Below are 21257 nucleotides of genomic sequence, written 5' to 3' on the forward strand. Positions count from 1 at the left end.
TGCCATGGTGGCGGGGTGGATCACGGGGTCGCGCCGCCCGTCTTCTCCGCCACGGCGGAGATCGACGGCGACGATCTTTTCGTCGTGGTGACCGGCGAGGTCGACATGGCCACCGCCGACACGATGTTCCAGACCGCGCTGCGCGAGCCCGCCGCGCGGGTGACGCTCGACCTGCGGGCGGTCACCTTCTTCGACTCGGCGGCGATCCACGCCCTGGTCCGGCTCGCCCAGCGCCTTCCCGACGCGCTCAGCGTCCTGCCGTCCCGGCAGGTCCGCCGCGTGCTGGACGTCTCCGGCCTGAGCGAGCAGCCCTGGCTGCGGCCGGAGTGACGGTCCCGCTCCCGGAGTGACGGTCCGGTCCCGCTCCCGCGGTGACCGTCCCGTCCCGCTCCCGCGGTGACCGTCCCGTCCCGCTCAGCCCCGCAGCCGCCGGCGCAGCGTCACCTGCGTGCCGTCCGGCGTACGGTCGACGGTCAGGTCCCCCAACGCCCGGATGAGGGACAACCCCCGGCCCCGGAACCCGGAGCCGGTCGGCTCCCGCCACCGCCCGCTGTCGCGGATCGTGGCGACCACCGTGCCGTCCTCGATCGCCACCTCGACGCCGATCGTCGGCTCGGCCGGGGCGACCGGGTGCTCGATCGCGTTGGCGGCCGCCTCCGAGATCGCCACCGTGAGGTCGAACAGGTCCGTCTCGCCGACGCCGTGGGCCACGAGGAAGTCCTCCAGGCGCTTGCGCAGCACGCTCAACCGGGTGGGGTCGGCCGGCAGCCGCAACGCGAACCGGTGGGGTTCGGTCGCCTCCAGCGCGAGCACCGCCACGTCGTCGCGTCGTGGCCGCCCGGCGACCCGGGCCACCACGGCGTCGATCAGGTCGGCCACGTGCTCCGTGGGCGCGGCCGCGTCCGCGCGCACCCGGGCCAGCGCCTCGTCGATGCCGACGTGCCGGTCCTCGATGAGCCCGTCGGTGTAGAGCAGCAGCCGGCCGCCGGTGGCCAGTCGACCCTCCACCGTGCGGTACGAGGCGCCGGGCAGGGCGCCGACCGGCGGTCCGAGGGCACGGTCGTGCAGGAGCACCACGTCACCACCGCGTACGAGCAGCGGCGACGGGTGGCCGGCGCTGGCGTAGCGCAGCCGCCCGGTGCCGGGGTGGTACAGCAGGCAGAGGACCGTGGCGAAGGATCGGCGCTCGGTGAGGGTGACCAGCCGGTTCAGCCGGGTCAGCGACTCGCCCGGGTCGAAGCCCTCCAGCAGGTACGCCCGCAGCGCGTTGCGCAGCTGCCCCATCGCGGCGGCCGCCTGCACCCCCTTGCCGACCACGTCACCGATGACCAGCACCAGCTCCCGGTCGTCGAGCACCATCGCGTCGTACCAGTCGCCGCCGACCTCGACGCCGGCGGTGCCCGGCAGGTACCGGCTGGCCACCACGGCGCCGGGCAGCTGGGGGAGCGACCGGGGAAGGAGGCTGTGCTGGAGGGTGGTGGCGGTGCGGTGTTCGGCCTCGTAGAGCTGGGCGTTCTCCAGCCGCGCGCCGACCAGCCGGGCCAGTTGGGTCAGCGCGGCCTCGTCGGTGTCCCCGCCGTCGCCGTCCCGCCGCCACACCCGCAGGTCACCCAGCGGCTCACCGCCGGTGCCGGTGAGCGCGAGCACGAACGACGGGTCGGCGCCGGCGCTGCCCCCGGCGTCCGCCTCGGCGCGCCCGCCGTCGGCGGTGACGACCACCCGGGCGGCGCCGACGAGGTCGAGCGCGTGCGAGGCGGCGACGCGGAGCACGTCGGCGGTGGAACGGGCCGTGTTGACGGCCACCGCCGCGTCGGCGAGCGCGCGGAGCCGGCGGATGATCTGTCCGCGTAGCTGCCCCAGCTCCACGTTGGCCCGCACGCGGGCGATCAGCTCCTGGCCGGAGAACGGCTTCGTGAGGTAGTCGTCGGCGCCGGCCGACAGGCCGGCCACCGCCTCGGCGGAGCCGGCGCGGGCGGAGAGCAGCACGATGGGCACGTGCCGCGTACGCGGGTCCGCGCGCAGCGCGCCGACCAGCCCGAAGCCGTCCAGTTCGGGCATCATCACGTCCGCGAGCACCAGGTCGAAGCTGCCCGTCACGGCCAGCCGCAGGGCCTCGGCGCCGTCGCCCGCGGTGACCACCTCCCAGCTCGGGGCGAGCAGCCGGGTGACGTGCTCCCGCAGGTCGGCGTTGTCGTCGGCCACGAGGATCCGCCCGGCCGGCGCGGCGGGACGGGCCGCGACCGAGACGGCCGCGCCCGTGCCGGTCCAGAGCGCGGTCTCCGCGACGTGGAGCAGCGCCTGCTCGGGCTCCGCGGGCTCCGGCCCGGCCTCGACCACCCGCTCGGGCGGCAGGTGGGTGCGACCGAACGGGACGGTCACGGTGAACGTGCTGCCCGCGTCGACCCGGCTGGTCACGGCGACCTCGCCCCCGTGCATCTCGACCAGCTCGCGGACCAGCGCCAGGCCGATCCCGGTGCCCTCGTGCGTACGGGCGCGCACGCCCGGCACCCGGTGGAACCGCTCGAAGACGTGCGGTAGCTCCTCCGCCGCGATGCCCACCCCGGTGTCGGCCACCTCGAGCCGGGCGCCCTCGGGCACCGCCCGCACCCGGACCCGGATCTCGCCGTGGAGGGTGAACTTCACGGCGTTCGACAGCAGGTTGAGGACGATCTTCTCCCACATGTCCCGGTCGACGTGGACGGGCGTCGGCAGCGGCGGGCAGTCGACCACCAGCCGCAGCCCGGCCCGTTCGGTCGCCGAGCGGAACGTGCTGGCCAGCCGCGCGGTGTAGTCGGCCAGGTCGGTGGGCTGGTACCGGGCGGCGAGCCGGCCGGACTCCAGCCGGGAGAAGTCCAGCACGGTGTTGACCAGCTTCAGCAGGCGCAGCGCGTTGCGGTGCATCACGGCGAGCCGGTCGGTGTGGGCGGCCGGCAGGGTCGGGTCGGCGAGCAGGTCCTCCAGCGGACCGAGCACCAGGGTGAGCGGGGTGCGGAACTCGTGGCTGACGTTGGCGAAGAAGTTGGTCTTGGCGCGGTCCAGGGCGGCCAGCTCGGCGGCGCGTGCGCGCTCCTGCTCGTACGCGCGCTGCTTGCCCACCGCGCGGGAGATCTCGGCCGCCACCAGGTCCAGGAAGCCGCGGTACTCCGCGGTCAGCGGCAGGAGGCGGGACACGCCCACGACGAGCGCGCCGACGGTCTGGTTCGCCGCCGTGACGGGCAGCACGAGCGCCCGGTCGGCCGCCGCGGCGGGCGGCGGGTCCAGCAGTTCCGCCACCGGGACGGTCACCGGCCCGCCGTCGTCGATCCGCGCGAGCGCGACCGGGGGCGCGGCCGGGGCGGTCGGCGCCTCGCCGCTGCACCCGGCCAGGACGAACCGGTCCCCCTCGTCGCGCAGCCAGATCTGGGCGAACGGCACGTCGGCCCGGTGCCGGTCGAGCACCGCGGCGGCGGCACGGCCGAGTGCGGCGGCGGTGCCCACGTCGGCGAGGTCGGCGGCGAGTTCGGCCAGCGCCCGCATGCGCCGCTCGCCGAGCACCCGCCCGGTGGTCTCGTTCACGATGCAGAAGACGCCGCCGACCGTGCCGTCCGCGTCGCGGATCGGGTCGTACGAGACGTCGAAGTACGTCTGCTCCAGGAAGCCGTGCCGTTCCAGCAGGAACGGGTGGTCCTCCGCCCGGTAGGAGCGGCCCGTGGCGCGTACGCCGGACAGCAGCGGGGCGAGCACGCTCCAGGTCTCCGCCCAGTGCGTCCGGGCCGGCCGGCCGAGCGCGTCGGGGTGCTTGCCGCCGATCGTCGGCCGGTAGGCGTCGTTGTAGAAGGCCAGGTGCTCGTCACCCCAGAACATGACGATCTGCGCACTGGAGGCGAGCATCGTGCCGACCGCGGCCGTGAGCGCGGCCGGCCACTCCCGAGGGGGCCCCAGCGGGGTCGATGACCAGTCGAAGGTGGCCAGGAGGCGACCCATCTCGCCGCCGTTGGCGAAGGCCGCCGCCAGCGACCGCGGAAGGTGGTCGTCGGCGGCCGGTCGTCGTTCCGCGTCCGTGCCCCCCAGCGCCGAACTCATGCACCCTCCCGGACCGGCCCCGTCCCACCCGGCCGATGATCTCCGCCGTGCTCCGCCTTGTACCCCGGCGGGACCACCGCGTAACGCCTGGGACACCTCGTACGCTGTTGTCGTCTTCCCGACCGGGCGGATTCCCGCCGCGACGCGACCCGGCGGCGCCGCCGGCGTCAGAGCGGTGTGACGTACGCGCCGGTGATGCCGCCGTCCACCACGAACTGCGCGGCGGTCACGAACGACGCGTCGTCGCTGGCCAGGAACGCCACCGCGGCGGCGATCTCCTCGGCCCGGCCGAACCGGCCCATGGGCACGTGCACCAGCCGGCGGGCGGCCCGTTCCGGGTCGGCGGCGAAGAGTTCGAGCAGCAGCGGCGTGGCGACCGGGCCCGGGCACAGCGCGTTCACCCGGATCCCCTCCCGGGCGAACTGCACCCCCAGCTCCCGGGTCATCGCCAGCACCCCGCCCTTGCTGGCCGTGTACGCGATCTGCGAGGTGGCCGCGCCCATCAGCGCCACGAACGAGGCGGTGTTGATGATGGAACCGCCGCCCTGCCGGCGCATGTGCGGGATCACGTGCTTGCAGCACAGGTAGACGCTCGTGGTGTTGACCCGCAGCACCCGCTCCCAGGCGTCCAGGCCGGTCTCCAGGATGGAGTCGTCGTCCGGCGGGGAGATCCCGGCGTTGTTGAACGCCACGTCCACGCGGCCGTGCCGCTCCACGACCCCGTCGAACAGCGCGCGTACGGCCGCCTCGTCGGCCACGTCGGCGACGACGGCATCACCGCCCACCTCGGCGGCGGCCCGCTGCCCGGCCTCGGCGTCGATGTCCACGCACACCACCCGGGCCCCCTCGGCGGCGAACCGCCGCACGGTGGACAGCCCGATCCCGCTGCCCGCCCCGGTGACCACGGCCACCCGATCCCGCAACCGATCCACCTGCTCACTCCTCCGTGGCGATGAAGACGTTCTTGACGTCGGTGAAGGCGTGCAGCGCGTCGGGGCCCAGCTCGCGTCCGAGACCGGAGCGCTTCATGCCGCCGAACGGTGTCCAGTAGCGCACCGAGGAGTGCGAGTTGACGCTCAGGTTGCCCGCCTCGACGGCCCGGGCCACCCGCAGCGCCCGGCCGACGTCCCGGGTCCAGATCGAGCCGGACAGGCCGTACTCGGTGTCGTTGGCGAGCCGGACGGCGTCCGCCTCGTCGTCGAAGGGCAGCACCGACACGACCGGGCCGAAGATCTCCGCACGCCAGTGCCGGTCCGCCGGGGAGTCGGCGAGCAGCACGGTCGGGGCGTACCAGAAGCCGGGGCCGTCCGGCCGGGCGCCGGTGAAGGCCACCCTGGCGCCCTCGACGTGGCCCGCCACCCGGTCCCGGTGTGCCGCCGAGACGAGCGGGCCCATCTCGGCGGTCTCCCGCGCGGGGTCCTCGACCCGGACCGCACGCACCGCCGGTTCGAGCAGCTCCAGGAACCGGTCGTACGCGCTGCGCTGGACGAGGATCCGGGAGCGGGCGCAGCAGTCCTGGCCGGCGTTGTCGAAGACCGCGTACGGCGCGGTCGCGGCCGCCCTCGGCAGGTCGGCGTCGGCGAAGACCAGGTTGGCCGACTTGCCGCCCAGCTCCAGCGTCACCCGCTTCACCTGTGCGGCGCAGCCCGCCATGATCCGGGTGCCGACCGCCGTGGAGCCGGTGAAACTGATCTTGCGTACGGCCGGGTGGGTGACGAGGCGCTCGCCCACCACCGGACCGGCGCCGGGGAGCACGGTGAACACGTCGTCGGGGAGGCCCGCCTCGCGACCCAGCTCGGCGAGGCGCAGCGCGGTGAGCGGGGTCAGCTCGGCCGGCTTGAGCACCACGGTGTTGCCGGCGGCGAGCGCCGGGGCGAGCGCCCAGGCGGCGATCGGCATGGGGAAGTTCCACGGCACGATGACCCCGACGACGCCGAGCGGTTCGTGCACGGTCACGTCGAGGCCGCCCGGCACCGGGATCTGCCGGCCCGCGAGCCGCTCCGGCGCGCCCGCGTAGTAGTCGAGCACGTCCCGGACGTTGCCGGCCTCCCACCGGGCGCCGCCGATCGGGTGGCCGCTGTTGCGCACCTCGATCCGCGCCAGCTCCTCCACGTGGGCGTCGACCACGGCGGCGAACCGGCGCAGCAGCCGCGCCCGCTCCCCCGGCGCCACCCACCGCCACCGCTCGTACGCCGCGGCGGCCCGTGCGACGGCCGCGTCCACCTGTTCCGGTGACGTGTCCGGAACCTCCGCGAACACCTCCCCGGTGGCCGGGTTCACCAGGCGCGTCACCCGCCCACCCCTCCCCGCCCCCCGCGATCTTGCAGTTTCGGCCCCGACAAAAGCCACGTACCACCACGAAGAGCGGGCACAAAGTGCAAGATCGCGGGGGCGTCAGAGGCGTTCGAAGCCACGGAACAGCTCCCAGTCGGTGACCGCGGCGTCGAAGGCGGCGAGCTCGACCCGGGCGTGGTTCGCGTAGTGGGCCACGACCTCGGCGCCGAACGCCTCGGCGGCCACGGTCGAGGACTCCCAGAGGGCGAGGGCGTCGCGCAGGGTGCCCGGCACCCGCTCGGCGGCGGCGTCGTCGTACGCGTTGCCGGTGCACTCCTCCCCGGGCTCCAGCTCCTGCTCGATGCCGTGCACCGCCCCGGCGACCAGCGCGGCGATCGCCAGGTACGGGTTGACGTCCGCGCCCGGCACCCGGTTCTCCACCCGCACGTCCGGGCCGTGGCCGACGCGTCGCAGCGCGCACGTGCGGTTGTCGGTGCCCCACCGCAGGGCGGTCGGCGCGAACGAGCCCGGTTGGTACCGCTTGTAGGAGTTGACGTTCGGCGCGAAGAACAGGCTGAACTCGCGCATCGTGGCGAGCAGCCCGGCCAGCACCTGCCGGCCGGTCACGCTCAGCCGCCCGGGCCCGTCCCCGAGCAGTGCCGGGTGGCCGTCCACGTCGCGCAGCGAGAAGTGGATGTGGCAGGAGTTCCCCTCGCGGGCGTTCGGCTTGGCCATGAAGGTGATCGACATGCCCTCCTGGGCGGCGATCTCCTTCGCCCCGTTCTTGTAGATGACGTGGTGGTCGGCGCAGGTGACCGCCTCGTCGTAGCGGAAGGCGATCTCGTGCTGGCCGAGGTTGCACTCCCCCTTCGCGCTCTCCGGGGACAGCCCGGCTCCCGCCATCTGGGTGCGGATGCGACGCAGCAGCGGCTCGACCCGGGCCGTCCCGAGCAGCGAGTAGTCCACGTTGTACTGGTTGGCCGGGGTCAGCTCCCGGTAGCCGCGCCGCCAGGCGTCCTCGTACGAGTCGCGGTAGACGACGAACTCCAGCTCGGTGCCGGCGTACGCCGTCAGCCCGTGCCCGGCCAGCCGGTCGAGCTGGTGGCGGAGGATCTGCCGGGGCGAGGCGACCACCGGACCGGACCCGTCCAGCCACTCCAGGTCGGCCAGGAGCAGGGCGGTGCCCGGCTGCCACGGCACCCGGCGCAGCGTGGCGAGGTCGGGCCGCATGGCGAAGTCGCCGTAGCCGCGCTCCCAGCTCGACATCGCGTACCCGTCGACGGTGTTCATCTCGACGTCCACCGCGAGCAGGTAGTTGCACCCCTCGCTGCCGTGGCCGACCACGTGCTCCAGGAAGTACGGCGCGTGGAACCGTTTGCCCTGCAACCGGCCCTGCATGTCGACGAGCGCCAGCACCACGGTGTCGATCTCGCCGTCGGCCACGGCGACCCGCAGCCGTTCCAGCGTGAGCGGGGCTTTCCTCATCGGCGGCCCTCCATCCCCAAGTCCTACTGGCCGGACCCGATCACCGTCAATGCCCCGGGTGTGGCGAATTGTGGTTGCCGGTGCCCGACGGGCGGCGCATCCTTGTTCCCGTGACCTGGCCCGATCGCGACGGGCCACCGCCGGGCGCTCGGACCGCCCGGCCCGCGGCGGCGCGGCGTGGTCGCCTCTCTCTCACCCGTACGGCGCTCCCTGCCGTACCCGACATGCGCGCCGCGCCGCCGCACCCACACCGTCCGTGCCGTCGTGCCGGGCTCACGTGAGCACCAGGCCGGCGACCCACAGCGCGGCGATCACCAGCCCGGCGAGGAACTCCAGCAGCATCGACAGGCCGGCCGCTGCCACCGCCCGTTTCGTGGCCGGCCAGGCGAGCCGGGCGTCGCCGAGCCGCAGCCGTTCGGCCGCCCACACCCCACCCACGAAGCCGAGCACCAGCCCGACCACGGGGACGACGAAGAACCCGACCAGGCCCAGCAGCCCGCCGGCGAGCAGGGACGACGTGGGCACCCCGCTGCGTTTCAGGTTCCGCCCCGGCCAGGCGTACTTCACCACCGTCCCGCCGAGGGCGACCAGGGTCGCGGCGGCGAGCACGAGCCACCGGCCGCCGCCCGCGCCGCCGAAGAGCGCCCAGATGAGCACCCCGCCCCAGCAGAGCGGCAGCGCCGGCAGGCCCGGCACGATCACGCCGGCCAGCCCGGCCAGGATCGCCAGTGCGGCGACCACCGAGACGACCGTCTCGCTGTCGGTCACGCTCATCGGCGCCGCCCCCCAATCCGCCCGGCCCACCGGGGATCCCGCCGACCCGTACCGGGCCGCCGGGCCGCCGGCGCGGTCACCGGTCGTTCCACCCTCGCATCAGGGCGCGGCGGGCGCACGCCCGGCCGCGCCCGCTCACGCCGCCTCCGTACCGGCCAGGCGGGCGGCGATGGCGTCGGCCGGCACGGGCGCGCCGAACAACTGCCCCTGCCCGGTGTCGCAGCGCAGCGCCCGCAGCCGCTCGGCCTGCACGACCGTCTCCACGGCCTCGGCGGTCACCCACAGCTCCAGCGCGTGCGCCAGCCGGACCAGCGCGTCCACGATGCGCTCGTCCCGGTGGTCGGCCGCCGTCTCCGGGGCGTCGCCCCGGATGCCCTCCACGAACGGGCCGGCCAGCTTCAGGCAGTGGATCGGCAGCCGGCGCAGGTACGCGAGGTTCGAGTAGCCGGTGCCGAAGTCGTCGACGGCCAGCCGTACGCCGAGCGCCGCGAGCCGGCGCAGCGACCGCAGCGGCTCCCCGGCGGTGCCCATCACGGCGCTCTCGGTCAGCTCCAGCTGGAGCAGCCGGGCCGGGAGGCCGCTGTAGACCAACGCGTCCGAGACGGTCTCCACGATGGTCGGGTCCTCGACCTGCCGGGCGGCCAGGTTGACGCTCACCACCAGCCCCGCGTCCGGGAAGCGGCGCCGCCACTGCTCGGCGTCCTCGCAGGCCCGGCGCAGCACCCAGGCGCCGAGCTGCACGATCAGCCCGGTCTCCTCGGCGAGCCCGATGAACCGGTCCGGGCCGAGCAGGCCCAGCTCGGGGTGCTGCCACCGCACCAGCGCCTCGACGGCGAGCATCCGCCCGTCGAGCAGCGACACGATCGGCTGGTAGTGGAGCACGAACTCGCCCCGGTCCAGCGCCCCCGGCAGGTTCGCGGCCAGCGACGAGCGGGCGATGTCGCGGGCGCTGCGCTCCGGGTCGTAGACCGCCCACCGCCCGCGGCCCTCCGCCTTGGCCCAGTAGAGGGTGGTGTCCGCCGCCTTCATGAGCTCCGACGCGCTGGTCTCCAGGGCCGGGCACTCGACGACGCCCACGCTCGCCGAGACGGTCAGCTGCTGGTCGTCGACGTGCACCGGCGTGGCCACGGCGGCCAGCGCGGCCTCCGCCACGGCCACCGCGTCGTCGAGGCCGTCCCCGCCGTCGACGAGGATGACGAACTCGTCCCCGCCCATCCGCGCCACGAGGTGACCGTGGTCGGCCACGGAGTCGGCGAGCCGGCGGGCGATCACGACCAGCAGCCGGTCGCCGAGGTCGTGCCCGAGGCTGTCGTTGATCGCCTTGAACCCGTCGAGGTCGAGGAAGCAGACGCCGACGCGCCGGCCGGCGTCGGCGGTCTCGAGGACGCGTCCGAGCGTCTCGAAGAAGAGGGTCCGGTTGGGCAGCCCGGTGAGCGGGTCGTGCAACGCCTGGAACCGCAGCCGCTGCTGCAACGCGTACCGCTCGGTGATGTCCTCGATCATGGCGACGGTGAACCGCGGCCGGCCGTCGTCGTGCCGGATGAGGGAGACCGCCAGGTCCGTCCAGAGGCTCGTCCCGTCCTTGCGGTAGTAGCGCTTCTCCAGCCGCACCGAGTCGTGCTTGCCCTCGATGAGCTCCTGGTAGAGCTCCCACATCCCGGCGGCGTCGTCGGCGTGGAAGAGCGCGGCGACGTTGAGCTGGCGCAGCTCGTCCGCCGAGTACCCGAGCATGTCGGCGAACGACTGGTTCACGTCGATGATCCGGCCGCTCGTGTCGGCGATGCCGATGCCGATCGCCGCGCCCGTGAAGACCGCCCGGAACCGCGCCTCGCTGTCGCGCAGGGCCTGCTCCACCTCGTCGCGGGCCTGCCAGGCCGAACGGGCGATCCGCTCCTGCTGGGCGAAGGTGCGGTCGCGCAGCGCCCGGGTGAAGCCGGCGGCGAGGGCGCCCTGGAGACCGGCCACCCGGGCCCGCGCGTCCGCCGGCGCGGCCTGGACCGGGACGACCCGGCCCACGAGGTCCTCCCCGAGGGCGCGCACCGACCACTCCAGCATGAGCGGCTCGGTCAGGTGCGCCTCGACCAGCGCCCGCCCGATCTCGGCGGCCGGCTGGGCGGAGAACGGGTCGGCGCGCAGCGCCGACGCCAGCCGCACGGTGTACGTGAGCAGCAGCCGCTCGGTCTCGGCCGCGCTGAGCGGCACGAAACCGAGGCGGCGTACCGCCCTGGCCCACCGCGCGGCGTACTCCTGCGCGCCGGCCGGGCTGACGTCGTCCCCCGTGGGATCCGGGACGCCGGCCACGGCCGTCAGCCGGCGACGGGCCGGTCGTTGCGCGCGACGCCGCCGAACGCCCCGAACCGCTCCGGGTGCTCGTCCACGTCGGACGGCGAGTCGGGACGCCAGAGCGGCATGTGCACCACACCCGGCTCGAGGATCGTCCAGTCACCGAAGAAGCCGGCGATCTCGGCCCGGGACCGCAGGGTGATCTCGGTGTCGGTACGCGCCGACAGCCGCTGCGCGTCGAGCATCTCCTGCGGCTGGTCCTCGAAGGTGGAGTGCGAGATGACCAGGTAGCAGCCCGGGGCCGCGGCGGCCCGCAGGGTCGCCAGGATCTCGGCGGGGCGGTCCGCGTCCGGGACGAAGTGCACCACGCCGGCGAGGAGGATGCCGACCGGCCGGTCGAGGTCGAGCAGGCCGCGCGCCTCGGCGAGGATCCGCTCCGGCTCCCGCAGGTCGGCGTGGATCACGGTGGTCAGCTCGTTGCCGGCGAGCAGTTCGCGGCTGTGCGCGACCGCCACCGGGTCGATGTCCACGTAGACCACCCGCGCCTTCGGGTTGGCGCCCTGGGCCACCTCGTGCACGTTGCCCACCGTCGGGATGCCCGACCCGATGTCGAGGAACTGGTCGATGCCGGCGTCCAGCAGCGCCCGGACCGCCCGGCGCAGGAACTCGCGACCGGAGCGCATGGTGGCCGGCAGGTGCGGCGTCATGGCCGCGATCTGCTCGGCGAGCTGCCGGTCGATCTCGAAGTTGTGGGCGCCGCCCAGGAAGTAGTCGTACACCCGGGCGGCACTCGGGCGGGACAGGTCGATCTCGGTCGGAAGGCCGTCCGGCATCTGCAGACTCCCCAGTTCGTCGCGCGAGCGGGGCGGAGCCGGCGCCCGACGTCAGCGACGCACGCGCGAGGGGGCGCGTGCGGGCGTCCGGCGGCCCACCGGCCGACCCGCGGAGGGTGTGGTGCAGAACACTCTAGGCCGCGGACTCCATCAGGAGGGAGATCCCCTGTCCCACCCCGATGCACATCGTGGCCAGCGCCCGCCGGCCGCCGCGGCGGCGCAGCTCCAGCGCGGCGGTCAGCGCGAGCCGGGCGCCGCTGGCGCCGAGCGGGTGGCCCAGCGCGATGGCGCCGCCGTTCGGGTTGACGTGCTCGGCGTCCTCGGGCAGGCCCAGTTCGCGCAGCACGGCGACGGACTGGGCGGCGAACGCCTCGTTCAGCTCGACGACGTCCACGTCGCCGAGCGCGACGCCGAGCCGGTCGAGCAGCTTGCGCGTCGCCGGCACGGGCCCAACGCCCATGATGCGCGGCGGCACGCCGGCCGTCGCGGCTCCGCGGATCCGGGCCAGCGGGGTGAGACCGTACCGGGCGACCGCCGCCTCGGACGCGACGAGCAGGGCGACCGCGCCGTCGTTGACGCCCGAGGAGTTCCCGGCCGTCACCGTGCCGCCCTCCCGGAACGGGGTCGGCAGCGCCGCGAGCTTCTCCAGCGAGGTCTCCCGGGGGTGCTCGTCGACCTCGACCTGCCGGGTCTCCCGGCGACCGGCCGGCACGGTCACCGGCACGATCTCCTCGGCGAGCCGGCCGTCGGCCTGCGCCTTGGCCGCGCGCTGCTGCGAGCGGAGGGCGAACTCGTCCTGCGCGGCGCGGTCGACGCCGAACTCGGCCGCCACGTTCTCCGCCGTCTCCGGCATCGAGTCGATCCCCCACTGCTTCTTCATCAGCGGGTTGACCAGCCGCCAACCGATGGTGGTGTCGTGGATCTCCGCCGCCCGCGAGTACGCCGACGTGGCCTTCGGCATGACGAACGGGGCGCGGCTCATGCTCTCCACACCGCCGGCCACGACCAGCTCGGCCTCGCCGGCCACGATCGCGCGGGCCGCCGTGGCGAGCGCGTCCAGCCCCGAGCCGCACAGCCGGTTGATCGTGCTGCCGGGCACCTCCTCCGGCAGCCCGCCGAGCAGGGCGGCCATCCGCGCCACGTTGCGGTTGTCCTCGCCGGCCTGGTTGGCGCAGCCGAGGAGCACGTCGTCCACCCGGGCCCAGTCCACCGACGGGTGGCGGGCGACCAGCTCGCGGATCACGTGCGCGGCCAGGTCGTCGGGGCGGACGCCGGCCAGCGCGCCGCCGTACCGGCCGATCGGGGTACGGACACCGGCCACCAGGTATGCCACGGTCATCGCGAGTCCTTCGGGGGGTGGGAGAGGCGGACCTTCGGGGTGGGACACGCGGTCCCTCGGGGGTCGGGCACGCGGTCCGGGGTGGTACGGGCGGGACGCGAGCGCCCGCCGGGGGCGCGAGACACCCGGCAGCCAGGATATCCACCGGCCGGAACGGATAGGTTGACGGCATGGCCCGGGCCCAGTTCAGCGCAGAGACCAGTGCCACCGGCGAGTTCGTCCGCCAGCCCAACCGGTTCACCGGCCGGGTCACCCCGCACTCGACGTCCCCGCCCGGTGGCGGCCCCGACGAGCAGGGCCGCTGGCCGCTGGAGGCCGGCCGCTACCGGTTGATCTGGTGCCGGGCGTGCCCCTGGGCGCACCGGGCCCGGATCGTGCGGAGCCTGCTCGGCCTGGAGGACGTGATCTCGCTGGGCACCGTCGACCCCATCCGCGACGAACGGGGCTGGCGGTTCGCCCTCGACCCGGACGGGTTCGACCCCGTGCTCGGCATCGGCTTCCTCTCCGAGGCGTACCTCGCCACCGACCCGGACTACACGGGGCGGATCACGGTGCCGGCGCTGATCGACACGGTGACGGGGCGGGTGGTCACGAACGACTACCCCCAGCTCACCCTGGACTTCTCCACCGAGTGGCGGCGGTTCCACGCCCCGGACGCGCCGGACCTCTACCCCGTGGAGCTGCGCCCCGAGATGGACGCGCTGATGGCGGAGATCCACCGGGACGTCAACAACGGCGTCTACCGGTGCGGCTTCGCCACCTCCCAGCAGGCGTACGACGAGGCGTGCCGGGCGCTGTTCGCCCGGCTGGACGCGCTGTCGGAGCGGCTCGCCGGGCAGCGGTACCTGATGGGCGAGAAGATCACCGAGGCGGACGTGCGGCTGTTCACCACGCTCGTCCGCTTCGACGTGGCCTACCACGGGCACTTCAAGTGCAACCGGCAGAAGCTCACCGAGATGCCGGTGCTCTGGGCGTACGCCCGGGACCTGTTCCAGACCCCCGGCTTCGGCGAGACGGTCGACTTCGACCACATCAAGCGGCACTACTACGCCACCCACCGGGAGATCAACCCGAGCGGGATCGTGCCGCTGGGCCCGGACACCTCCGGCTGGACCACGCCGCACGGGCGTGGCTGACCGGGCCCGACCCGAGCCGCCGCCGCTCACGCTCCGTGCCGCCGCCGCGGCCGCGGCCGCCGGCTGCATCCTCGCCGGGGCGTCCGCGGTGACGGTCGCCGTGCTCGCCGGTCCCGGCCCGGGATTCACCGGGTACGTGAGCGAGGCCGGCATCACCGGCAGTGACCACGCGCCGACGTACCGGGTGGGGGTGTACGCCCTCGCCGCCGGGCTGCTCCTGCTCGCCGCGGCGCTGCCGCCGGCGCTGCGGGTGGCGGCCGCGCTGCTGGCCGCGGGCGGCCTCGGCACGGCGCTGTCCGGGGCGGTGACCTGCAGCACCGGCTGCCCGCTGCCGCCGTTCGAGCGGGCCACCGTGGCCGACCTGGTGCACGGCGGGGCGAGCATCGCGGCCACCGCGGCGGTGGTCCTCGCGATGGTGGCGGTGACGCTCGCACGGGACGCCGGAGCGCGGCTGCGGCGCCTGTCCGCCCTCGCCGCCGCGGTGGCGTTGCCGCTGTGCGCCGCGGTCGGGCTCGCGATGCTGCTGGTCGGCCGCGGGACGCTGGTCGGCGTGCTGGAGCGCGTGGTGCTCGCGATCGCGGTGCTCTGGGGGGTGGCCGCGGCCACGACCGTCGGCCTCGTCGACCGGCGGTAGGTGCAGGCGGGTGCCGTGCGGGGCGTCAGCCATCGACAGACATATTTGTAAGGATCGTCACGCGCACCGCCCCTTCCGCACCGGACGTCCCCGGCGTATCGTCGTGCGGCGATGACCAACATCTGGTGCCTGACCGTCCGCCTGTACGTCGATCTGCGACTGCAGGCCAGCGGCATCTGTCCGGGGCAGCCCGTCTCCTGACCCTGCCCGGACCCACCAGACCCTTGGACACATCCCCATGCCCACAGCCCTGCGCAAGATTCCCTTCTCCGTACAGATCCTGCTCGGCCTCGTGCTCGGCGTCGCCCTCGGCTTCCTGGCCCGCGCGAACGACCTGAGCTGGCTGACCAGCACCCTCGACACCGTGGGCGGCCTCTTCGTCCAGCTGCTGAAGCTGGCCGTGCCGCCGCTGGTCTTCACCGCCATCGTGGTCAGCGTCGTGAGCCTGCGCGGCGTGGCCAACGCCGCCCGGCTTGCGCTGAAGACGCTGCTCTGGTTCGGCATCACCGCCCTGGTCGCGGTGAGCGTCGGCATCGGCCTCGGCCTCCTCACCAACCCGGGTCGGGGCGTCACCCTCGACCTCGCGGGCGCCGCCGAGCCGAAGCGGACCGGCTCCTGGACGGACTTCCTCACCGGCATCGTGCCGACGAACCCGGTCGGCGCGTTCGTCGAGGGCAACGTGCTCCAGATCGTCTTCCTGGCCATCGTCGTCGGCGCCGCCGCGCTGCTCGTCGGCGAGAAGGCCGAGCCGTTCGTGACGCTCAACCGCTCCGTCCTGGAGATCGTCCAGAAGGCCCTGTGGTGGGTGATCCGGCTCGCCCCGATCGGCACGCTCGGCCTCATCGGCAACGCCGTCGCCTCGTACGGCTGGGACCTGCTCGCGCCGCTCGCCAAGTTCACCACGGCCGTCTACGTCGGCTGCGCGATCGTGCTGCTGGTGGTCTACCCGGTGGTGCTCCTGGCCGCCGGCCGGCTCAACCCGCTGCGCTTCTTCGCCGGCGCCTGGCCCGCCATCGAGCTGGCCTTCGTCTCCCGCTCCTCGGTGGGCACCATGCCGGTGACCCAGCGGGCCGTCGAGCGGCTCGGCGTGCCCCGCGAGTACGCCTCGTTCGCGGTGCCGTTCGGCGCGACCACGAAGATGGACGGCTGCGCCGCGATCTACCCGGCGCTCGCCGCGATCTTCGTGGCCCAGGTGTTCGGCGTGCACCTCGGGGTGACCGACTACCTGCTGATCGCGTTCGTGTCGGTGGTCGGCTCGGCCGCCACGGCGGGCCTGACCGGCGCGCTCGTGATGCTCACCCTGACCCTCAGCACGCTGGGCCTGCCGCTGGCCGGCGCCGGCCTGCTGCTGGCCATCGACCCGATCCTGGACATGATCCGCACCGCCACGAACGTGGCCGGGCAGGCGCTGGTGCCGACCGTCGTGGCGGCCCGCGAGGGCACGCTCGACCGCACCGCGTACGACTCGGCCGGCCGGCGTGAGCTGATCGACCCGGAGCCGGCGGACGCCGCGACCCGGAAGGACGAGCTGGCGCCCGTCCCGGCCTGACCGAGACGCCGGGACCGGTCGACACCTGAGACCGACGGAGGGCCCCCATCCGGGGCCCTCCGTCGTGTGCACCGAGAGGATGACGCCATGAGCACGCTCTTCTCCCCCCTCGCCCTGCGGGCGGTCACCCTGCCCAACCGCATCGCCATGTCGCCCATGTGCCAGTACACGGCCGGCCCCGACGGCCTGCCCACCGACTGGCACCTCGTGCACCTCGGCGCCCGCGCCGTCGGCGGCGTCGGCCTGGTGCTCAGCGAGGCGACCGCCGTGCTGCCGGAGGGGCGGATCAGCCCGCAGGACACCGGGATCTGGTCCGGCGCGCACGTGGACGCCTGGCGCCCGGTGACCGCGTTCCTCGCCGCCCACAATGCGGTGCCGGCCGTGCAGCTCGCGCACGCCGGGTTCAAGGCCTCGACGTACCGTCCGTGGGCGGACGCGCAGGGCGGGGTGCCCGACAGCGAGGGCGGCTGGACCCCGGTCGGCCCGGGCACGGAGCCGTTCGCCCCGCACTACCGGACGCCGACCGCCCTCGACGCGGCCGGCATCGCGGCGGTGGTCGACGCGTTCGCGGCCGCCGCCACCCGGGCGCTGGACGCGGGATTCGCCGCCGTGGAGATCCACGCGGCGCACGGGTACCTGCTGCACGAGTTCCTGTCCCCGCTGACCAACCACCGCACCGACGCGTACGGCGGCGACCGTGCCGGGCGGATGCGGCTCACGCTGGAGGTGGCCCGGGCGGTACGCGCCGCGGTCGGCGAGGACGTGCCGGTGCTCGCCCGGATCTCCTCCACCGACTGGGTCGACGGCGGCTGGACGGTGGACGACAGCGTGGCGCTCGCCGCCGAGCTGGCCGCCGCCGGCGTGGACCTGGTGGACACCTCCTCCGGCGGCATCAGCCCCGCGGCCCGCATCCCGCTCGGCCCGGGCTACCAGGTGCCCGCGGCCGCCCGCATCCGCCGGGAGGCGGGGGTCGCCACCGGCGCCGTCGGCCTCATCGTGGAGCCCGAGCACGCCGAACGGATCGTCGCCGACGGCGAGGCCGACCTGGTGCTGCTCGGCCGTGAACTGCTGCGCGACCCGTACTGGCCGCTCCACGCGGCCGCGAAGCTCGGCGTCACCCCCACCTGGCCCAGCCAGTACCTCCGCGCCGCCTGACCCCGCCCCTCCCCCGCCAACCCCCGACCCCCGACCCCCGCCCGCCCCGCCGGCCCGCCGGCTACTCGGTCGATCATGAGGTTGGCGACGACGAATCGGGCATTCCGCCCCGCTAACCTCATGATCGACGCCGCAGTCCCGGGGCGGGGGGCCGGGACGCGGGGGTCGGGGGCGGGGCGCGCGGTGGGGGTCAGCCGGCGCGGTGGGGGTCAGCCGGCCAGGTGGCCCCAGTCGGGTTCCAGGTCGCGCCAGCGGCCCTGGGCGGCGACCGTGCCGCCCACCAGCACCACCACGTGGTCGGCGCGGACCAGCGCCGCCCGCTTGGAGGTGGAGCCGATTACCGTGACCCCGTGCTCCCGCAGCGCCGCCCACAACGCCAGCTCGGTCGTGACGTCCAGCGCGGACGACACGTCGTCGGCGACCAGCAGCTCGGTGCGGGGCGCGAGCGCCCGGGCCAGCGCCAGCCGCTGCAACTGCCCGCCGGACAGGCGGGTGCCCTTGTGCCCGATGAGCAGCCCCAGCCCGCCGCCGGCGGCCGCCAGGTCGTGCTCCAGCTGGGCGGTGGAGACGGCCGCCGCCGCGTCGACGTCGTGGCCGAGAGCGATGTTCTCCGCCACCGTCCCCGACAGCACCCGGGGCAACTGCCCCACGTACCCGACCTGGTTCGGGCGCAGGAACAGCTCCGGCTCGGTCACCGGTTCCCCGTTCCAGCGGAGTTCCCCGGTGTGGTGCACGATCCCGGCGAGCGCACGCAGCAGCGACGACTTGCCCGAACCGACCGGACCGACGACCAGCACCAGCTGCCCGCGCTCGACCGTGAGGTCCACGTCCCGGGCGGCCAGCGTCCCGTCCGAGTGCAGCGCCCCGAAGCCGGCCAGGTCGAGCCGGCGCAGCGGTCGTCGCGGCGGCGGCTGCGGCGCGGGCGCGGTCCCGGCGGCCAGGTCCACGCCGGGCACCGCCGCCGAGTAGGCCGCCGTACCGCTCATCGCCACCGTCCGGCGGGTCCAGACCCGGGCGGACGGGTAGTGGGAGACCAGCGAGGCCGTCGTCCAGGCGAACCAGCGGGCCGCGCCGAGGGTGGAGACCGCCACCAGCGTGGCGCCGGCGGACAGCCCTCCGGCCAGGTAGAGCGCCCACGCGCCGATCGGCAGCAGGCCGCTCGCCACGGACGGGGTCGACCGCGCCCACACCTGCATGGCGATCTCGCGGCGCTGCCGTTCGCTGCGGACGGTGTCCAGCGTGGCGAGGTGCGCGAGCACCGGCGCGGTCGCTCCGGCGAGCTTCACCGTACGGGCGGCGGACAGCGACGAGACGAGCGCCGTGGCGAACGCCGCCCGGGCCTTCACGGTGCCGGCCGCGGTGCGTTCCAGCCGGGGCCCGAACAGCGTCGCCGCGAGCCCGGAGACCACCATCGTCCCGAGGAAGAACAGCGCCGGCACCACGCTTCCGGTCACCGCCGTCATGGTGACCACGATCGCCAGGGAGATGAACTGGTCGACGAGGTTGTCGGCGAGCTGCACCACCCGCTCGGTGTCGCCGCCCTGGGCGACCACCTCGGCGGGGGTGTGCCCGCTGACCCGGCGCGGGCCGGTCTGCCCGTGCACCAGCCGCAGGCTGATCCGCAGCATCTGGCGGATCCACCACTGCGGGAACCACAGGTTCGTGAGGTAGGGCAAGGGCAGCACGACGAGCAGCGCCGCGGCGATCCCGAGCGCCGGTAGCCACGGGTCGCCCCCGTCCACCACGTCCGCCCAGAGCCACGGCAGCACCGAGCCGTCGAGGCCGAGCAGCGTCATCACGACGAACAGCGCGACGGAGACCAGGCCGAACCGCGGATCGTTGACGGCCAGCCGCAGGATCTCCCGCATGGTCCGCGCGGGCGGGGCCGGGGGCAGCGGCGGCGGGTCCGTCTTCGGTACGGCCACCGCCCGCTCGGCCGCCGCCGGCTCGGTCGCCGCCGACTCCGTGGCCGCCGGCTCGGCGAGGTCCCACTCGCGGCCCGGTCCCGGCAGCAGGTCCAGCCCGCCCCGCGCGGGGGCCACGCTGCCCGCACCGGCGTACGCGCCAGCGGTGGCGAGCAGTTCCGCGAAGCGCTCGGACTCGCGCAGCGGGCCGGCCTCCAGCACCTCGCCGTCGGCGAGCACCACCACCTCGTCGCAGCGGCGCACCGACGAGAGCCGGTGCGCGATGACGATGCCGATCCGGTCGGTGAGCAGCCGCTCGGTGGCCTGCCGTACGCGGACCTCGGTGACCGGGTCGAGCCGGGCGGTGGCCTCGTCGAGGATCACCACGCGGGGGTCGCGGACGAGGATCCGGGCGAACGCCACCAGCTGCTCCTGGCCGGCGGAGAGCACGTGCCCGCCCTCCCCGAGCCGGGTGTGCACACCGTCGGGCAGCTCGGCGATCCAGCCCGCGAGCCCCAGTTCCTCCAGTGCCCGGGTGGCGCCGTCGAGCAGGTCGGGGTCGAAGAGCGCCACGTTCTCGGCCAGCGTCCCGGCGAGGATCTCCGTCCGCTGCGGCACCACCGCGATCCAGCGGCGCAACTCCTCGACGTCCAGGTCGACGAGGTCCGTGTCGCCGAGGAAGACCGTGCCCCGGGGCACGTCGACCGCCCGCGTGAGCACCTTGGCCAGCGTCGACTTGCCCGAGCCGGTGCGGCCCACCAGCGCGTACGACCGGCCGCGCGCGAAGGTCAGCCGGATGTCCCGCAGCGCCGGGCCCCGGTCGTCGCTGGACGGGTAGCGGAAGGTCAGTCCCCGTACGGTCAGGTCACCGTCGGCGGGGGCGGCGCCGCCGGTCGGCTCCTGCGTGGCGCTGGAGAGCAGTTGCACCCGCGCCCAGGCGCCGAGCGCGTACTGCAGGTGCGGCACCCAGCGGGCCATGTGCTCGACCGTCGCCCCGAAGGCGATCGCGAGCAGCCAGATGGCCGTCAGCCGGGCCCCGTCGACCGGCCGCTGGCCAGCGCCCACGCACCCGCGAGCACCACGGCGGCGATGCCGGCGCGGATGGCGCCCGCGGCGACGGCGGTGACCCGGGCCGACATCCGGAACACCCGACCGGCGCGGGCGATCACCTCGGCGGCCCGGCGGGCGTAGAGGCGCAGCACGTACGGCCGGGCCAGGCTGGTGCGGACGTCGTCCTGGCCGTGGACCGCCTCCTCCATGACGGCGGCGAGGTCCGACCAGGCCTCCTCCTCGGCCATCCGGGCGGGGGCGATCGCGGCGGTGGGCCGGCGCAGCACGACGGTCAGCAGCGCGGTCACCACGACCATCCCGACGCCGGCGGGCCACCAGACGAACAGGGCGCTCACGGTCGCGAGCAGGCACACGGCCACGCCCTGCACCAGGCGGACGCCGGTGTTCCGCACCTCGGCGGCGACCTGGTAGACGTCGTTGTCGATGCGGTCGAGCAGCTCGCCGACCGGGGTGGTCTCCAGCGTGGGCAGGTCCTGCCCGAGCGCCACCCGGCAGAGCCGGCGCCGCACGTCGGCGGACCAGTCGGCGGTCAGGCCGGCCATCAGCAGCCCCACCGCCAGGTCGGTGACGACCGCGGCGACCAGCGCCACGGCGAGGGCCGTGAACCAGCCGGCCGACCGGTGGACGAGCACCGGCCCGGCGAGCGCGGAGGCGGCCGCCTGACCGGCGGCGCCGAGCACGACGAGCACGAGGACCGCCGCCATCCGGCGGGGTGCGGTCGCCCAGAGGTCACGGAGCAGGCGCATGGACAGTCCTCC

13 protein-coding genes and 1 pseudogene are annotated in these 21257 nt (G+C 74.9%); 5 read left to right on the plus strand and 9 right to left on the minus strand.

Going from position 1 to position 21257, the window contains the following annotated elements; all coding sequences use genetic code 11:
• Positions 1-15 precede the first annotated feature (15 nt).
• On the plus strand, positions 16-330 hold the full coding sequence (locus D7I43_RS11505) for an STAS domain-containing protein (RefSeq protein WP_120328447.1): 315 nt from the start codon (positions 16-18) through the stop codon (positions 328-330).
• A gap of 84 nt (positions 331-414) precedes the next feature.
• On the opposite strand, the gene D7I43_RS11510 is transcribed toward D7I43_RS11505, so the two are convergent.
• The 8 genes from D7I43_RS11510 to pcaF all read right to left on the minus strand — a co-directional run bounded on the left by D7I43_RS11510 (position 415) and on the right by pcaF (position 13050).
• Positions 415-4062 (minus strand): SpoIIE family protein phosphatase, encoded by a 3648-nt coding sequence (locus D7I43_RS11510; protein WP_120328448.1) that lies wholly within the window; start codon positions 4060-4062, stop codon positions 415-417.
• Positions 4063-4229: 167 nt separating this feature from the next.
• Complete coding sequence (locus D7I43_RS11515) at positions 4230-4994, minus strand: 3-oxoacyl-ACP reductase (protein ID WP_120328449.1); 765 nt, start codon at positions 4992-4994, stop codon at positions 4230-4232.
• Between the two features lie 4 nt (positions 4995-4998).
• Positions 4999-6354, minus strand: coding sequence for an aldehyde dehydrogenase family protein (locus tag D7I43_RS11520; protein ID WP_120328450.1), 1356 nt, complete (start codon positions 6352-6354; stop codon positions 4999-5001).
• A 102-nt stretch (positions 6355-6456) separates the two neighbouring features.
• Positions 6457-7821: a glutamine synthetase family protein gene (locus D7I43_RS11525; RefSeq protein ID WP_120328451.1), complete on the minus strand. Its 1365-nt coding sequence runs from the start codon at positions 7819-7821 to the stop codon at positions 6457-6459.
• Positions 7822-8094: 273 nt separating this feature from the next.
• Positions 8095-8595 (minus strand): DUF456 domain-containing protein, encoded by a 501-nt coding sequence (locus tag D7I43_RS11530; protein WP_120328452.1) that lies wholly within the window; start codon positions 8593-8595, stop codon positions 8095-8097.
• A 135-nt stretch (positions 8596-8730) separates the two neighbouring features.
• Positions 8731-10896 carry a putative bifunctional diguanylate cyclase/phosphodiesterase gene (locus D7I43_RS11535; RefSeq protein WP_120328453.1) on the minus strand — a complete coding sequence of 722 codons (2166 nt, stop codon included), beginning with the start codon at positions 10894-10896 and terminating at the stop codon, positions 8731-8733.
• 5 nt (positions 10897-10901) lie between these two features.
• Positions 10902-11717 carry an SAM-dependent methyltransferase gene (locus D7I43_RS11540; RefSeq protein ID WP_120328454.1) on the minus strand — a complete coding sequence of 272 codons (816 nt, stop codon included), beginning with the start codon at positions 11715-11717 and terminating at the stop codon, positions 10902-10904.
• Between the two features lie 127 nt (positions 11718-11844).
• Positions 11845-13050 (minus strand): 3-oxoadipyl-CoA thiolase, encoded by a 1206-nt coding sequence (pcaF, locus tag D7I43_RS11545; RefSeq protein WP_120328455.1) that lies wholly within the window; start codon positions 13048-13050, stop codon positions 11845-11847.
• A gap of 170 nt (positions 13051-13220) precedes the next feature.
• Between pcaF and D7I43_RS11550 the strand changes: the two genes are divergently transcribed.
• The 4 genes from D7I43_RS11550 to D7I43_RS11565 all read left to right on the plus strand — a co-directional run bounded on the left by D7I43_RS11550 (position 13221) and on the right by D7I43_RS11565 (position 17524).
• Positions 13221-14186, plus strand: coding sequence for a glutathione S-transferase family protein (locus D7I43_RS11550; protein ID WP_120328456.1), 966 nt, complete (start codon positions 13221-13223; stop codon positions 14184-14186).
• On the plus strand, positions 14179-14820 hold the full coding sequence (locus D7I43_RS11555) for a DUF998 domain-containing protein (RefSeq protein ID WP_120328457.1): 642 nt from the start codon (positions 14179-14181) through the stop codon (positions 14818-14820). The genes D7I43_RS11550 and D7I43_RS11555 overlap by 8 nt, the downstream gene beginning before the upstream one ends.
• Before the next feature lie 250 nt (positions 14821-15070).
• Positions 15071-16369, plus strand: coding sequence for a dicarboxylate/amino acid:cation symporter (locus D7I43_RS11560; protein WP_192902133.1), 1299 nt, complete (start codon positions 15071-15073; stop codon positions 16367-16369).
• 87 nt (positions 16370-16456) lie between these two features.
• Positions 16457-17524: an NADH:flavin oxidoreductase/NADH oxidase gene (locus tag D7I43_RS11565; protein WP_120328459.1), complete on the plus strand. Its 1068-nt coding sequence runs from the start codon at positions 16457-16459 to the stop codon at positions 17522-17524.
• Positions 17525-17733: 209 nt separating this feature from the next.
• Here D7I43_RS11565 and D7I43_RS11570 read toward each other — a convergent pair.
• Positions 17734-21245 (minus strand): annotated as a pseudogene (locus D7I43_RS11570) (ATP-binding cassette domain-containing protein).
• Between the last annotated feature and the right edge of the window lie 12 nt (positions 21246-21257).

This window comes from Micromonospora globbae (assembly GCF_003610785.1).
Taxonomy (GTDB): domain Bacteria; phylum Actinomycetota; class Actinomycetes; order Mycobacteriales; family Micromonosporaceae; genus Micromonospora; species Micromonospora globbae.